The organism is Halomonas sp., assembly GCF_031581305.1.
In the GTDB taxonomy this organism is placed as follows: domain Bacteria; phylum Pseudomonadota; class Gammaproteobacteria; order Pseudomonadales; family Halomonadaceae; genus Halomonas.
Genome location: NZ_JAVLBC010000091.1, coordinates 1 through 12,832, shown reverse-complemented (window position 1 = coordinate 12,832; position 12,832 = coordinate 1). Strand labels below are relative to the sequence as shown.

General features: G+C 67.1%; 15 protein-coding genes. 3 read left to right on the top strand and 12 right to left on the bottom strand.

The window, feature by feature from the left end; translation table 11 throughout:
• The 9 genes from ccmI to ccmA all read right to left on the bottom strand — a co-directional run.
• Window positions 1–770: c-type cytochrome biogenesis protein CcmI (ccmI, locus tag RI841_RS09245; protein WP_310705310.1), on the bottom strand; the 770-nt coding region annotated here is incomplete at its 3' end.
• On the bottom strand, window positions 767–1,234 hold the full coding sequence (locus tag RI841_RS09240; RefSeq protein WP_310705309.1) for a cytochrome c-type biogenesis protein: 468 nt from the start codon (window positions 1,232–1,234) through the stop codon (window positions 767–769). The genes RI841_RS09240 and ccmI, both read right to left, overlap by 4 nt.
• Window positions 1,225–1,752 (bottom strand): DsbE family thiol:disulfide interchange protein, encoded by a 528-nt coding sequence (locus RI841_RS09235; protein ID WP_310705308.1) that lies wholly within the window; start codon window positions 1,750–1,752, stop codon window positions 1,225–1,227. Before RI841_RS09235 ends, RI841_RS09240 begins: the two co-directional genes overlap by 10 nt.
• The gene (locus RI841_RS09230) at window positions 1,749–3,755 is read right to left on the bottom strand and encodes a heme lyase CcmF/NrfE family subunit (RefSeq protein WP_310705307.1); all 2,007 of its coding nucleotides are present in this window, start codon (window positions 3,753–3,755) and stop codon (window positions 1,749–1,751) included. Before RI841_RS09230 ends, RI841_RS09235 begins: the two co-directional genes overlap by 4 nt.
• A gap of 11 nt (window positions 3,756–3,766) precedes the next feature.
• Window positions 3,767–4,282, bottom strand: coding sequence for a cytochrome c maturation protein CcmE (ccmE, locus tag RI841_RS09225; protein WP_310705306.1), 516 nt, complete (start codon window positions 4,280–4,282; stop codon window positions 3,767–3,769).
• Complete coding sequence (gene ccmD, locus RI841_RS09220; RefSeq protein ID WP_310705305.1) at window positions 4,272–4,508, bottom strand: heme exporter protein CcmD; 237 nt, start codon at window positions 4,506–4,508, stop codon at window positions 4,272–4,274. Before ccmD ends, ccmE begins: the two co-directional genes overlap by 11 nt.
• Window positions 4,508–5,248 carry a heme ABC transporter permease gene (locus tag RI841_RS09215; RefSeq protein ID WP_310705304.1) on the bottom strand — a complete coding sequence of 247 codons (741 nt, stop codon included), beginning with the start codon at window positions 5,246–5,248 and terminating at the stop codon, window positions 4,508–4,510. Before RI841_RS09215 ends, ccmD begins: the two co-directional genes overlap by 1 nt.
• A 14-nt stretch (window positions 5,249–5,262) precedes the next feature.
• The gene (gene ccmB / locus RI841_RS09210) at window positions 5,263–5,964 is read right to left on the bottom strand and encodes a heme exporter protein CcmB (protein WP_310705311.1); all 702 of its coding nucleotides are present in this window, start codon (window positions 5,962–5,964) and stop codon (window positions 5,263–5,265) included.
• Between the two features lie 28 nt (window positions 5,965–5,992).
• Window positions 5,993–6,637, bottom strand: a complete 645-nt coding sequence (gene ccmA / locus RI841_RS09205) for a cytochrome c biogenesis heme-transporting ATPase CcmA (protein WP_310705303.1) — start codon at window positions 6,635–6,637, stop codon at window positions 5,993–5,995.
• A gap of 205 nt (window positions 6,638–6,842) precedes the next feature.
• Between ccmA and lexA the strand changes: the two genes are divergently transcribed.
• Both lexA and RI841_RS09195 read left to right on the top strand, forming a co-directional pair.
• A complete protein-coding gene (gene lexA, locus RI841_RS09200) occupies window positions 6,843–7,313 on the top strand; it encodes a transcriptional repressor LexA (protein WP_310705302.1) in 471 nt (156 codons plus the stop codon).
• The gene (locus tag RI841_RS09195) at window positions 7,313–7,930 is read left to right on the top strand and encodes a YigZ family protein (protein ID WP_310705301.1); all 618 of its coding nucleotides are present in this window, start codon (window positions 7,313–7,315) and stop codon (window positions 7,928–7,930) included. Before lexA ends, RI841_RS09195 begins: the two co-directional genes overlap by 1 nt.
• Window positions 7,931–7,990: 60 nt before the next feature.
• Here RI841_RS09195 and RI841_RS09190 read toward each other — a convergent pair whose 3' ends face one another.
• The 3 genes from RI841_RS09190 to RI841_RS09180 are packed head-to-tail and all read right to left on the bottom strand — an operon-like array spanning window position 7,991 to window position 11,453.
• Window positions 7,991–9,316, bottom strand: a complete 1,326-nt coding sequence (locus RI841_RS09190) for a sodium ion-translocating decarboxylase subunit beta (protein WP_310705300.1) — start codon at window positions 9,314–9,316, stop codon at window positions 7,991–7,993.
• Window positions 9,317–9,327: 11 nt separating this feature from the next.
• Window positions 9,328–11,157, bottom strand: coding sequence for a sodium-extruding oxaloacetate decarboxylase subunit alpha (gene oadA, locus RI841_RS09185; RefSeq protein WP_310705299.1), 1,830 nt, complete (start codon window positions 11,155–11,157; stop codon window positions 9,328–9,330).
• 44 nt (window positions 11,158–11,201) lie between these two features.
• Window positions 11,202–11,453, bottom strand: coding sequence for an OadG family transporter subunit (locus tag RI841_RS09180; RefSeq protein ID WP_310705298.1), 252 nt, complete (start codon window positions 11,451–11,453; stop codon window positions 11,202–11,204).
• A gap of 172 nt (window positions 11,454–11,625) precedes the next feature.
• Between RI841_RS09180 and RI841_RS09175 the strand changes: the two genes are divergently transcribed.
• Entirely contained in the window at window positions 11,626–12,612 is a 987-nt protein-coding gene (locus RI841_RS09175; protein WP_310705297.1) for a tRNA-dihydrouridine synthase family protein, read from the top strand.
• Window positions 12,613–12,832: the final 220 nt, after the last annotated feature.

Here is a 12,832-nt window from a genome sequence, read left to right as displayed (position 1 = left end):
CACCGGTCGATGGCGGCGTCGTAGTCACCCGTCTCGAAGGCCTCGATGCCGAGCATGCCGAGCACCGTGGGTTGGGCGGGCTCCGTGGCCAGCACCTCGTCGACCAGCGCCTGGACCTCGTCGGTCATCTCGCGGCCGGCGGCGAAGTAGCGGATCTGGGCCAACTCGGCCAGCAGCCAGGGCTGGCGACCCTCGAGCTCGACCAGTCGCTCCAGAGTGCGGGTGGCCTCGGCGGTGCGTCCGCTGTCCCGGTAGAGCGGGAACAGCGCGCGCCAGACGTTGGAGTTGTCGGGCTGGCGGACGGCCTGCTCCTCGAGCCGCTCGACCAGCATCGGCAGCGAGGCCTCGGGGTCGTTCATCACCTGCTGCTGGACCGTGTAGAGGGTGAGGTCGCCCTCCGCCCCCTCCTGGAGGTACCAGGCGACGCTGGCCAGCACCACGGCCACCATCACGACCGGCACCGCCAGCTTGCCGGACGCGGCCGGCTTCAGCGGCGCGCGCTTCAGGCCCTCGGTATCCTCGAGCAGACTGCGCTCGAGCTCCAGGCGGTCCTCCTCGAAGCGCGACTGGTCGATGTCGCCCCGCGCCAGGGCCGCCTCCAGCGAGGCCAGCCGGCGGCGGTAGATGGCCAGGTTCTGATCGGTCGTGCGGTCGTTGGCCTCATGGTCGCGCTGGGCGGCGCTCACGGCGGCAGCACGCCGCAGGGGGGCTACCAGCAGCCACAGGGCCGGCAGCAGCAGGACGGCAAGGGCGATCCATAGCAGGGTCATTCGGTCCTCTCGCGTTTTATCAGGGCATCCAGTCGCGCCCGCTCCTCGGCGCTGAGGTCACGGGCCGAGGTACGCCGACGGGCGCGCACCATGAGCACCACCACCAGGGCGCCCAGCAGCAGCAGGCCGGCGGGGAGTCCCCACAGCAGCAGGGTGCGCCCCTCGAGACGCGGGTTGTAGAGCACATAGTCACCGAAACGGTTGACCATGAAGTCGAGGATCTCCTTGTCGGAACGGCCATCCTGGAGCTGGAGATAGACCCGCTCGCGCATGTCGCCGGCGATGGGCGAGTCGGAGTCGCCGATGGCCTGATTCTCGCACTTGGGACAGCGCAGGGTCGCGGTAAGGTCACGGTAACGCTGCTCGGTGACGGGGTCATCGAACTCGCGCACCTCCACCGCCGCCTGGCCCAGGACGGGCCACAGCAGGAGGGCACACAGCAGCAGTCGGGTGATCAGCGCCATCTTTCCACCTCCGGCAGTATCGTCTCGCGCACGTCCTCCGGCCGGATATAGCCGGTATGGTGATAGCGGATGATGCCCTCGCGATCGACCAGGAAGGTCTCCGGGGCGCCGTAGACGCCCAGGTCGAAGCCCAGGCTACCCTCGGGGTCGAAGATATTGACCTCGAAGGGGTTGCCGAACTCGGTGAGGAACTCGCGCCCCTTCTCCCGGGTGTCCTTGTAGTCGACCCCCACCAGGCGCACGCCGCGCTCGGCGAGGTCGAGCAGTTGCGGCATCTCCTGCTTGCAGGTCGGGCACCACTCGCCCCAGACGTTGACCAGGGTGACCTCGCCCTCGAGCAGCGAGGCATCCACCATCCGTTCGGGATCCTCGAGGGTGGTCAGCTCGAAGGTCGGGAACTCCCGGGCCATCAGCGCCGAGTCGCGCTCGAAGGGATTGATCGACAGCCCCATGTAGAGGAAGGCGCCCAACACCAGGAAGCCGACCAGCGGCAGCAGCAGCAGCAGGCGACGCTTCATGTGGTGGCCTCCCGGGGCTGACCGATGACCGCGGTTTGTTCCGGGTCGCGTGACGTCACGCTGCGACGGTAGCGCCGATCCACCACGGCCAGCACGCCGCCGGCGGCCATCAGCAGCGCCCCGAGCCACAGCCAGCGCACGAAGGGCTTGTACTGGATGCGCATCGCCCAGCTGCCGTCCCCGAGGTCCTCGCCCATGGCCACGTAGAGATCGCGGAACAGGCCGGGGCGCAGCGCGACCTGGGTCATCGGCATGCCGCGAGTGATGTAGAGGCGCTTCTCGGGGGTCATGGTGAAGCTGCGCCGACTGTCGCCGCGGCGCACCTCGAGCTCGGCGGCATCCGCCAGGTAGTTCGGCCCGCGGCGGCTGGCGAGCTCGGTCATGGTGAAGGTGTAACCGACCATCTCGACGCTGTCGCCCACGCCCATGCGCACGTTGCGCTCGATGGCGTAGTTGGAAACCACGGTGACGCCGATGATGGTCACCGCGATACCCAGATGGCCGAGAATCATGCCCCAGTAGGCCAGGGAGAGGCGCCTGATGCCGGCCAGGCGACCAGCGGAGTGGCGGGACTTGGCCCAGAGGTCGCGGGCCATGGGCAGCACGATCCACAGCGCCACCACCACGCCCAGGCTCACCTTGAGGTTCCACTCGCCGCGATAGAGCAGCGGGGCGACCGCACCGATCACCAGGGCCGCCAGGCCGGCAAGCCAGCTGCGCTTGATGAGATCGCGGCCATCCATGCGCTTCCAGCGTGACAGCGGGCCGAGGCCCATGAACAGGCAGAGCACCACCGTCAACGGCACGAAGAGGGCATTGAAGTAGGGTGGGCCCACGCTGATCTTGCCGAGGTTCAGGGCATCGAGCAGCAACGGGTAGACCGTGCCCAGCAGCACGGTAGCAGTCATGATCACCAGCAGGATATTGTTGATGAGCAGCAGGGCATCACGCGAGAGCCAGCTGAAGCCTACCTGGTGGCTGACCCGCGGGGCGCGCAGCGCGAACAGCAGCAGCGACAGCCCCACGGTGATGCCCAGCAGCACCAGGATGAAGAAACCGCGGGCGGGGTCGTTGGCGAAGGCATGCACCGAGGTGAGCACGCCCGAGCGCACCAGGAAGGTACCCATCAGCGACAGCGAGAAGGTGGTGATCGCCAGCAGCACCGTCCAGCTCTTGAAGGCGCCGCGCTTCTCGGTCACCGCCAGGGAGTGGATCAACGCCGTGCCGGCCAGCCAGGGCAGCAGCGAGGCGTTCTCGACCGGGTCCCAGAACCACCAGCCGCCCCAGCCCAGCTCGTAGTAGGCCCACCAGCTGCCCAGGGCAATGCCCACGGTGAGAAAGGCCCACGCGATGTTGGTCCAGGGCCGCGCCCAGCGCGTCCAGGCCGCATCCAGACGCCCGCCCAGCAGGGCGGCGATGGCGAAGGCAAAGACCACCGAGAAGCCCACGTAACCCATGTAGAGCATCGGCGGGTGGACGATCAGGCCGAAGTCCTGCAGCAGCGGGTTGAGGTCGGCGCCGTCCTGGGGGACGTTGGGCAGTAGCCGCTCGAAGGGGTTGGAGGTGATCAGCACGAAGGCCAGGAAGCCGACGCTGACCAGGCCCATCACCCCCATCACCCGGGCCAGCATGTCGCGGGGCAGCTCCCGCGAGAAGCAGCTTACCGCGAAGGACCAGGCGGCCAGGATCAGGCTCCACAGCAGTACCGACCCCTCGTGGTTGCCCCACACGGCGCTGGCCTTGTAGTACCAGGGCAGCATCGAGTTGGAGTTGTTGGCCACGTTGGCCACGCTGAAGTCGTCCAGCAGGTAACTGGCGGTCAGGCAAGCGTAGGCGATGGCCAGGAAGAGGAGCTGGCCGGTGGCCATGGGACGCGCGTAGGCCATCCACAGGGGGCGGCGCGTGGCCGCGCCGGCGAGTGGCATCACCCCTTGGACCAGTGCCATCAGCAGGGCAATGATCAGGGCGAAGTGGCCGATCTCGGGGATCATCAGGGTCTGCATGGGCACTCCGCTCAGTTGGTCCGGCCGTCGCCGCTGTATTTCGCCTGGGCGTCCATCTTCTTGCCCACTTCGGCGGCCTTCGCCTGGAAGTCCTCCGGCGCATAGCCGGCCTCCTCCAGGGCCTGGGCCACCTCGGGGGGCATGTAGTTCTCGTCGTGACGCGCCAGCACCTGGTCGGCCAGCAGCCAGCCATCGTGCTGGAGCTCGCCGACCACCACCACACCCTGCCCCTCACGGAACAGGTCGGGCAGTATGCCGCTGTAACGCACCTCAAGGTCGTCGACGTAGTCGGTGACGGTGAACGACACTTCGAGGCTATCCTTGTCGCGATCCACCGAGCCTGCCTTGACCATGCCGCCGGCGCGGATCTGGCGCTCCACAGGGGCGTCCCCGGCGGCGATCTGCACCGGACTGAAGAAAAGATTAATGTTGCTGCGCAGGGCGTAGAGGGTCAGGCCCACGGCAATAGCGGCCAGCGAGACCAGCCCCAGGATCACGAACAGTTTCTGCTTGCGTTTAGCTCTCACGGGCATGGCCCTCTTGATGTAAAACCGGCGTCGCGGCGGCTCCCGATGCGCCGTGGCGCTGTTCGCGACGCGTCCGGCGCCGCAAGTCACGCAGCAGGGCGCGACGCTCCGCGCGGGCATGAACCACCACGCCGACCAGCAGCAGCCCGGTCAGGCCCCAGGCCGACCACACATAGGCCCCGTGGCCACCCATGGCCAGGAAGGCCGACAGGGAATCGAACGCCATCAACTCACCCCCCCGGCCAGTTCACGCACCCAGCGTTTGCTCGATTCGCGACGCAGTATCTCGCTGCGGATGCGCATCAGGGTCAGCGCAATGAAGAAGCAGTAGAAACCCAGCACCATGATCAGCAACGGCGCCCACATCTCCACCGGCATGGCCGGACGCGAGGTAACGCTGAAGGTGGCGGGCTGGTGGAGGGTGTACCACCAGTCCACCGAGTACTTGATGATGGGGATGTTGATCACGCCGACCATGGCCAGCACCGAGGCGGCCCGAGAGGCGCTATCGCGACTCGAGAAGGCGCCGCGCAGGGCGATGACGCCGAAGTAGAGGAACAGCAGGATGAGCATCGAGGTAAGGCGCGCGTCCCACATCCACCAGGTGCCCCAGGTAGGCATGCCCCACACCGCACCGGAAAACAGCGCCACGAAGGTCATGGCGGCGCCTAGCGGGGCCATCATCGCCGCTGCCATGTCGGCGATCTTGATCTTCCAGACCATGAAGATGAAGCCGGCCACCGCCATGCTGACGAAGATCGACTGGGCCAGGAAGGCCGCCGGCACGTGCACGTAGATGATGCGGAAGCTGTTGCCCTGCTGATAGTCCGCGGGTGCGAAGGCCAGCCCCCAGGCGCTGCCAACCACGATCAACACCGTCGCCGCTACCCAGAACCAGGGCTGCAACCGCGCGCTGATGCCATAGAACCACTTGGGGGAGCCGAGCTTATGTATGAAGGCCCACATGCCGATTGTCGTCCTCAACCGTTGATACTGATGCGCAGTGACGCCGCGATCGCCCAGGGGGCGAGACTCAGCGCCACTGCCAGGAGCGCACCCAGGATAGCCAGATGCGCCGAGACGCCTTCGCCGAGGATGGCCGCCTGTACGGCACCGGCACCAAAGATCAGCACCGGGATATAGAGCGGCAGCACCAGCAGCGAGAGCAGCACGCCGCCCCGCGAGAGCCCCACGGTCAGCGCCGCCCCGATGGCGCCGATCAGGCTCAGGCTGGCACTGCCCAGTGCCAGCGACAGCGCCAGCACCGCATAGCTGCCCGCCGGCAGCGACAGCATGATGCCCAGCAGCGGTGCCATCAGCGCCAGCGGCAGGCCAGTGAGTAGCCAGTGCACCGCCACCTTGGCCAGCGCCAGTGCCGGCAGCGGCTGGGGCGAGAGCAGCAGCTGCTCCAGGGAGCCGTCGTCATAGTCGCTGCGAAACAGGCTATCCAGGGACAGCAGTGCGGCGAGCAGGGCCGCCACCCACAGCAGACCCGGCGCGATGGTCGCCAGCAGCTCCGGGTCCGGCGAGATGCCGATCGGGAACAGGGTGATCACCAAGGCGAAGAACACCAGTGGATTGAGCACCTCGCTACGCCGGCGCATCATCAGCACCAGGTCACGCTTCAGCGTCGCTCGGATTGCGACCCCGGCAGCGCCCTCGGGTTCCCGGAACAGCGGCATGTCACCCGGCTCCTGCGCCAGGCGTGGCTCAGCGTGAGGCATCGTCGCCCTCCTGCCCCAGTCGGATGCGCCGCAGTGCCGGAGAGTCGGCCAGCTCGTGGTGGGTGGTGACCAGCACACAGCCGCCACGCTGGGCATGGGCCACCAGGCGCTCCTCGAGGGCCACCACGCCATCACGGTCGATGGCCGTGAAGGGCTCGTCGAGCACCCAGAACGGACGCGGGATCAGCTCCAGTCGGGCCAGGGCCACTCGGCGCTGCTGGCCGGCGGAGAGCTGGCCGGCAGGCAGGTCCTCGAAGCCAACGAGCCCCAGGGCCGCGAGAGCTGCGAAGCGCGCGGCCTCGTCATCGGGCTCGCCTGCCAGGGCCTGGTACCAGGCCAGGTTCTCGAGTGGCGTCAGTGCCGTCTTGACCCCCGATGCATGACCCAGATAGAGCAAGTTGGCCAGGAAGTCCTGGCGCGTGCGCCGCATGGGGCGGTCATTCCAATAGAGATCTCCCTGGAAGTCGGCCAGCTGCCCGGAAAGGATCTTCAGCAGGGTGGTCTTGCCGCTGCCGTTGGGGCCTTCCACTCGCACGATGTCGCCGGCATGGATATCCAGCTCAAGGTCTTGAAACAGCCAGCGATCGTCCCGCTCACAGGCCAGCTTTCGGGCTTGCAGACGCAGGCTCAAGGCACTCTCCCGGCATGGGGTATTTCGCCCGGAACTCTACACGGAAAGGGCCCTGGCTACCAGTCGAGCCGACCGCGTCAGCCGGTCGCACCTGCCCTGGATCATGCCCTGCATGAGCGGCCACCCCTTGCCAGATTGCGGCCCGCTGCTATGCTCGTTTAACACTGTACATATCGACAGGTTTCGACGACAGGGGAGACACCTCATGCCCAACGTCACACCGCAGTACCTGGAGCGCCGCCCCAACATCCCTCTGGCCCAAGCCTGGGCGGCCATCGAGGCCGACGACCTGACCGAAATCCCGCTGCTCGGCCGCGTCTCGGCGGGAATGCCCATCGAAGCCTGCCCCGAGGCCGGCAGCATCCAGGTGCCCACGCGCATGGTGCGCCGCAACACCTATGCCCTGCGGGTGCGCGGCGACTCCATGATCGATTGCAACATCTTCGACGGGGATGTGATCATCATCGAGCGCCGCGAGAGCGCCGAGAACGGCGAGACCGCCGTGGTAATGATCAATGGCCAGGAGGTCACCCTGAAGAAGCTCTACATCGAGAAGTCGGGCGTGCGCCTGCAGCCAGCCAACGAGCGCATGGCGCCCATCTACCTGAAGAACGACGATATCCAGGTGATCGGCCTGGTGATGGGCGTGGTGCGCCAGGCGGAGCTAGCCGCCTGATGCGCTATGTCGTCCCCGATGTCCCTGCGAGATGCTGGCAGGAGAGCGAGCTGGAGGTGGAGAAGAGCCGCTTCATCACCTGGATATGCCATGCGCCGGACACGACTGCCTTCGAGACGATGTTGACCGAGGCACGCCGCACCCACCCCAGCGCCAGCCACCACTGCAGTGCCTTCATCGCCGGCCCGCCCGGCGAGCAGACCGCCATCGGCTTCTCCGACGACGGCGAGCCCGGCGGCACTGCCGGACGCCCCATGTTCCAGGTGCTGGAGGGCGCCGGCCTCGGCCAGGTCGGCTGTGTGGTCACGCGCTACTTCGGCGGCACCAAGCTCGGCACCGGCGGCCTGGCCCGCGCCTATTCCCGGGCCGTGGCCCTGGGCCTGGAAGTCCTGCCGCGCCGCGCAGTGGTCGAGCGCACCCCGCTGCGCCTGCAGGTCGACTTCGCCGGCGAAGCCGAGGCCCGTGCCTGGCTGGCCGAACAGGATGTGCCGGTCGAGCAGGCCGATTACGGCGCCGACGGCGTGCGGCTCACGGTAGCTTGGCCAAGTGACGTCCCTACCGACCTGACCGCCCTCGAGACACGTCTGCGGGGCCGGCTGACACGGCTGGACGATTGACCCGCCACCCCGACGAACGGCGCCCTGAGGCGCCGTTCCGGGTCGACGGGGTCCTGCCGATCACCCCAAGTACTTGATCATCACCCCGGCAGCTACCGCGGAGCCGATCACCCCGGCCACGTTGGGCCCCATGGCGTGCATCAGCAGGAAGTTGTGGGGATTGGACTCCAGCCCCACCTTGTTGGAGACCCGTGCCGCCATGGGTACCGCCGAGACCCCGGCCGAGCCGATCAGCGGGTTGATCGGCATGCGGCTCACCGTGTTCATCAGCTTGGCCATCAGGATCCCGCAGGCGGTGCCGATGGCGAAGGCCACCATGCCCAGCGCCAGGATCCCCAGGGTCTCCAGGGCCAGGAAGCGATCAGCCATCAGCTTGGAGCCCACCGAGAGGCCGAGGAAGATGGTCACGATGTTGATCAGCGCGTGCTGGGCAGTGTCCGACAGCCGCTCCACCACGCCACACTCGCGCATCAGGTTGCCGAAGCAGAACATCCCCAGCAGCGGCGCGGCATCCGGCAGGAAGAGCACCACCAGGATCAGCAGACTGAGCGGAAAGACGATCTTCTCGAGCTTCGATACCGGCCGCAGCTGGGTCATGACAATCTCACGTTCCCGCTTCGAGGTCAGCGCCTTCATGATCGGCGGCTGGATCAGCGGGACCAGCGCCATGTAGGAGTAGGAGGCCACGGCGATGGCGCCCAGCAGCTCCGGGGCCAGGATGCTCGACACATAGATCGAGGTGGGGCCGTCGGCGCCGCCGATGATACCGATGGCGGCGGCCTGGTTGAGCGAGAAGTCCATCCAGCCCATGGCCGACATGCCCACCGCGCCGAGTAGGGTGGCGAAGATGCCGAACTGCGCCGCCGCGCCCAGGAACAGGGTCCGGGGATTGGCCAGCAGCGGGCCGAAGTCGGTCATCGCCCCCACGCCCATGAAGATCACCAGCGGGGCGATGCCCGAGGCGATCGCCACGCTGTAGAACTGGTAGAGCATGCCGTGGGCGAAGCCGGCGTCCATGGCCACGTCGTTAGCGCCCCGCAGCAGCGCCGGCGAGAGGTCGCCGTGCAGGGCCTCGGACAGGGTGTGGCGCCAGGCCTCGACGCCGGAGGCCGGGTCGAGGCCCAGCTGCAGCGTCACGGCCATCTGCTCGAGCAGCGCCGGCCGTGCCAGGTGCGCCGCCTGCTCGGCGGCGGACAGGGCGAGGCCCGCCTCGGGGATGTTGGCCAGTATCCCGCCGAAGCCGATCGGCACCAGCAGCAGCGGCTCGAACTTCTTGGCGATGGCCAGGTAGAGCAGTCCCAGCCCCACCAGCACCATGACCGCCTGGCCGAGGCTCAGGTTGTAGAGCCCCGAGCCGTACCAGAGCGTCAGTATCTTCTCCGTCATGGGCACCTTCCTCAGAGCTCGATTAGGACATCACCGACGGCGACGCTGTCGCCGTCGGTGACCTTGACGGCGGAGACAGTACCGGCGCAGGTGGCACGCACCTCGGTCTCCATCTTCATGGCCTCGAGGATGATCACCACGTCCCCCTCCTCGACGCTGTCGCCCTCGCGCACGTTGACCTTGAAGATGTTGCCGGCCAGCGGCGCGGTGATCGCCTCGCCGCTGGACGCCGGCGCGGCCTCTGGCTGGGCGGGTGCCGCCTGTTCCTGAACATTGCCGACCTCGCCGCCCTCGGCCACTTCGACCACATACTGCTTGCCATTGACCTTGACGGTATAGGTCTCGGGGCCGGCCGGGGCCGCGCCCTGTGTCGCCGGCGCCTTGGCTTCGGCCTTCGCCGGCAGGCTGGCACTGGCGTCGGGCTTCTCTTTCCCGGGAGCCTGGGGCGCCGGCTCGAAGGCCTCGGGGTTGTCGCGGTTCTTGAGGAACTTCAGGCCGATCTGCGGGAAGAGCGCATAGGTGAGCACGTCGTCAATCTCGCGCTCGCCCTCGGCCAGGCGGATACCCTCTGCCTTGGCCTTCTCCTTGAGCTCGGCGGTCAAGCGATCCATCTCCGGGTCAAGACGGTCGGCCGGGCGGCAGGTAATCGGCTCGCCCCCCTCCAGCACGCGCGCCTGCAGCTCCTCGTTGAACGGCGCGGGAGCGGCACCGTACTCACCCTTGAGAAGCGCCTGGACCTCCTTGGAGATCGACTTGTAGCGCTCGCCCATCATCACGTTCATCACCGCCTGAGTGCCGACGATCTGCGAGGTCGGCGTGACCAGCGGGATGAAGCCCAGGTCCTCGCGCACGCGCGGGATCTCCTTGAGCACGTCATCGAGCTTGTCGCCAGCGCCCTGCTCCTTGAGCTGGCCTTCCATGTTGGTGAGCATGCCGCCCGGTACCTGGGCGATCAGGATGCGCGAATCGATACCCTTGAGCGAGCCCTCGAAGGCGGCATACTTCTTGCGCACCTCGCGAAAGTAGGCGGCAATCTCCTCGAGCAGCTCGAGGTCCAGCCCGGTGTCGCGCTCGGTGCCCTGGAGAATGGCCACCACCGACTCGGTCGGGCTGTGGCCGTAGGTCATGGACATCGAGGAGATGGCGGTATCGACGTTGTCGATACCGGCCTCGGCGGCCTTGATAGCGGTGGCGGTGGACATGCCGGTCGTGGCGTGACAGTGCAAATGGATGGGGATGTCCACGGCGGCTTTGAGCTTAGTGACCAGCTCATAGGCGTCGTAGGGCTTGAGCAGACCGGCCATGTCCTTGATGGCCAGGGAGTCGGCGCCCATGGCGGCGATGGTCTTGCCGAGCTCGACCCAGCCGTCCAGGGTATGCACCGGGCTCACGGTATAGGAGAGTGTGCCCTGGGCATGGCCCTCGACCTTGCGCACCGCCTGGATGGCGCGCTCGAGGTTACGCGGGTCGTTCATGGCATCGAAGACGCGGAAGACGTCGACGCCATTGGTCTTGGCCCGTTCGACGAACTTGTCCACCACGTCATCGGCGTAGTGACGATAGCCGAGCAGGTTCTGGCCGCGCAGCAACATCTGCTGGGGGGTGTTGGGCATGGCCGCCTTCAACGCTCGTATCCGCTCCCACGGATCCTCGCCGAGATAGCGGATACAGGCGTCGAAGGTGGCGCCGCCCCAGGATTCCAGAGAACGGAAGCCGACGCGGTCGAGCTTCTCGGCGATGGGCAGCATGTCATCGAGGCGCATGCGGGTGGCGAACAGCGACTGGTGGGCATCGCGCAGGACGACATCGGTGATGCCAAGCGGGCGTGTCTTGTCAGTCATGGTCGTGACCTTGTCGGTGTGAATGGAAAAGGAGAGCGGCCGCCTCAGCGGCGGTGGCGGCGGCGGTAGCGATGCACCGCGGCCGTGACGGCGACTATCACGTCATCGTCCTCGCGAGGCGCCGGGGGACGGCGACCGCCGGTCGCGACAGGAGCGGGCGGCTCGGGAAAGAAGCGCCCGACGGCCCTGGACATCAGGGTTGTAACGATCACCAGAACGGTAAGAAAAACAAAAACAAAGCCCATGCCGAGGCCCATCAGGGCAAGCCCCTCGTTGAGCAGCTGCGTGTCCTGCATGCAAATTCTCCTGTTTCTTGCGCGTAGTTGGGCTCGATGTCGCGAGAAAAACTCGGCTTGCGCATTTTTTAGGATGCTATAACCTGCCACATCCCCGACAGATTGCAATGGCGTCATGGTGGAAGTCAGTGTTGTTAATTTACTACAAAACGGGCAAATCGGCCTAGCGCCCATGGAAGGGGTCATCGATGCGGTGACCCGCGACCTCCTGACCCGCACCTCAGGTTTCGACTGGGTCGTGACCGAGTTCGTGCGGGTCGTGGACGCCCGCCTGCCTCCTCGCGTCTTCCACCGCCACTGCCCGGAACTGACCCACCCCGGCGTCACCACGCCGAGCGGTGTCCCGGTGCAGCTGCAACTACTAGGCTCCGATCCCGAGGCCCTCGCGACCAATGCCCGGCAGGCCCTTCGTCTCGGTGCCACCAGCCTGGATCTCAATTTCGGCTGTCCGGCCAAGTTGGTCAACCGTCACGATGGTGGCGCCTCACTGCTGCGTGACCCGCGGCGGGTGCACGCCGCTGTGTCAGCGGTGTCCCGAGCCGTGGGCGACGAGATCCCGGTGACGGCCAAGATCCGCCTGGGCTTTTCCGATCGCCGCTTGGCCCTGGCCTGCGCCCTGGCCACCCAGGACGCCGGCGCCCGGCGACTGGTGGTCCACGGCCGCACCCGCGACGAGGGCTACCGCCCTCCTGCCCACTGGGAGTGGATCGGCCGCATCCACCAGCGACTCTCCATCCCGGTGGTCGCCAATGGCGACATCTGGACCCTGGAAGACTACTGGAAAGCCCGCACTCTCTCCGGGTGTCGCGACGTGATGCTCGGCCGCGGCGCCCTGGCCGACCCCTGGCTGGCCACGCGCATACGACACTGGCAAGCGACGGGCGACCGATTGCCCGAGACGCCCTGGCGGGCCCGAGCGGAGATCCTCGCCGATTTTGCTGCATTGCAGCGTAGCACACTCCCGGCGCGTGTCGTCACTGCCCTGATCAAGCAGTGGCTCAACCATATGCGCCAACGCGACAACGAGGCGGCCCGCCGCTTCCAAGCCGTGAAGCGCCTGCGCGAGCTTGACGCCCTGCTTGCGGGCCTTGAGCCCCCTGCCACCTCCGCCCCCCTTCCGCCCCATCCTGGCGCCTGCCACCAGGCCGTGATGCCCTGACGGCGAATCACCTCAAGAGGATAGGCACTCATAAAAAAAGAGGCGCACGTCGCATTGCGACGGCGCCTCAAACGATCGCAGGTCGGCACGCGAGAAGCGCCGACCCGGCTAGCAGAACACAAGGCCTCGGCCATGGCGGGCCCGGAAAGCAGAAGACCCGCCCTCGCAGGGAGGACGGGTCGAGATCTGGCGCGCCCGGGAGGATTCGAACCTCCGACCA

Coding starts and splice junctions, on each gene's coding strand:
- RI841_RS09215 (WP_310705304.1), bottom strand. CDS start 5,248: ATGTGGGCCTTCATACATAAGCTCGGCTCCCCCAAGTGGTTCTATGGC.
- RI841_RS09235 (WP_310705308.1), bottom strand. CDS start 1,752: ATGAAGCGTCGCCTGCTGCTGCTGCTGCCGCTGGTCGGCTTCCTGGTG.
- ccmB (WP_310705311.1), bottom strand. CDS start 5,964: ATGCCGCTGTTCCGGGAACCCGAGGGCGCTGCCGGGGTCGCAATCCGA.
- RI841_RS09230 (WP_310705307.1), bottom strand. CDS start 3,755: ATGCAGACCCTGATGATCCCCGAGATCGGCCACTTCGCCCTGATCATT.
- oadA (WP_310705299.1), bottom strand. CDS start 11,157: ATGACTGACAAGACACGCCCGCTTGGCATCACCGATGTCGTCCTGCGC.
- RI841_RS09180 (WP_310705298.1), bottom strand. CDS start 11,453: ATGCAGGACACGCAGCTGCTCAACGAGGGGCTTGCCCTGATGGGCCTC.
- RI841_RS09195 (WP_310705301.1), top strand. CDS start 7,313: ATGCGCTATGTCGTCCCCGATGTCCCTGCGAGATGCTGGCAGGAGAGC.
- ccmD (WP_310705305.1), bottom strand. CDS start 4,508: ATGGCGTTCGATTCCCTGTCGGCCTTCCTGGCCATGGGTGGCCACGGG.
- lexA (WP_310705302.1), top strand. CDS start 6,843: ATGCCCAACGTCACACCGCAGTACCTGGAGCGCCGCCCCAACATCCCT.
- RI841_RS09190 (WP_310705300.1), bottom strand. CDS start 9,316: ATGACGGAGAAGATACTGACGCTCTGGTACGGCTCGGGGCTCTACAAC.
- RI841_RS09175 (WP_310705297.1), top strand. CDS start 11,626: ATGGAAGGGGTCATCGATGCGGTGACCCGCGACCTCCTGACCCGCACC.
- RI841_RS09240 (WP_310705309.1), bottom strand. CDS start 1,234: ATGGCGCTGATCACCCGACTGCTGCTGTGTGCCCTCCTGCTGTGGCCC.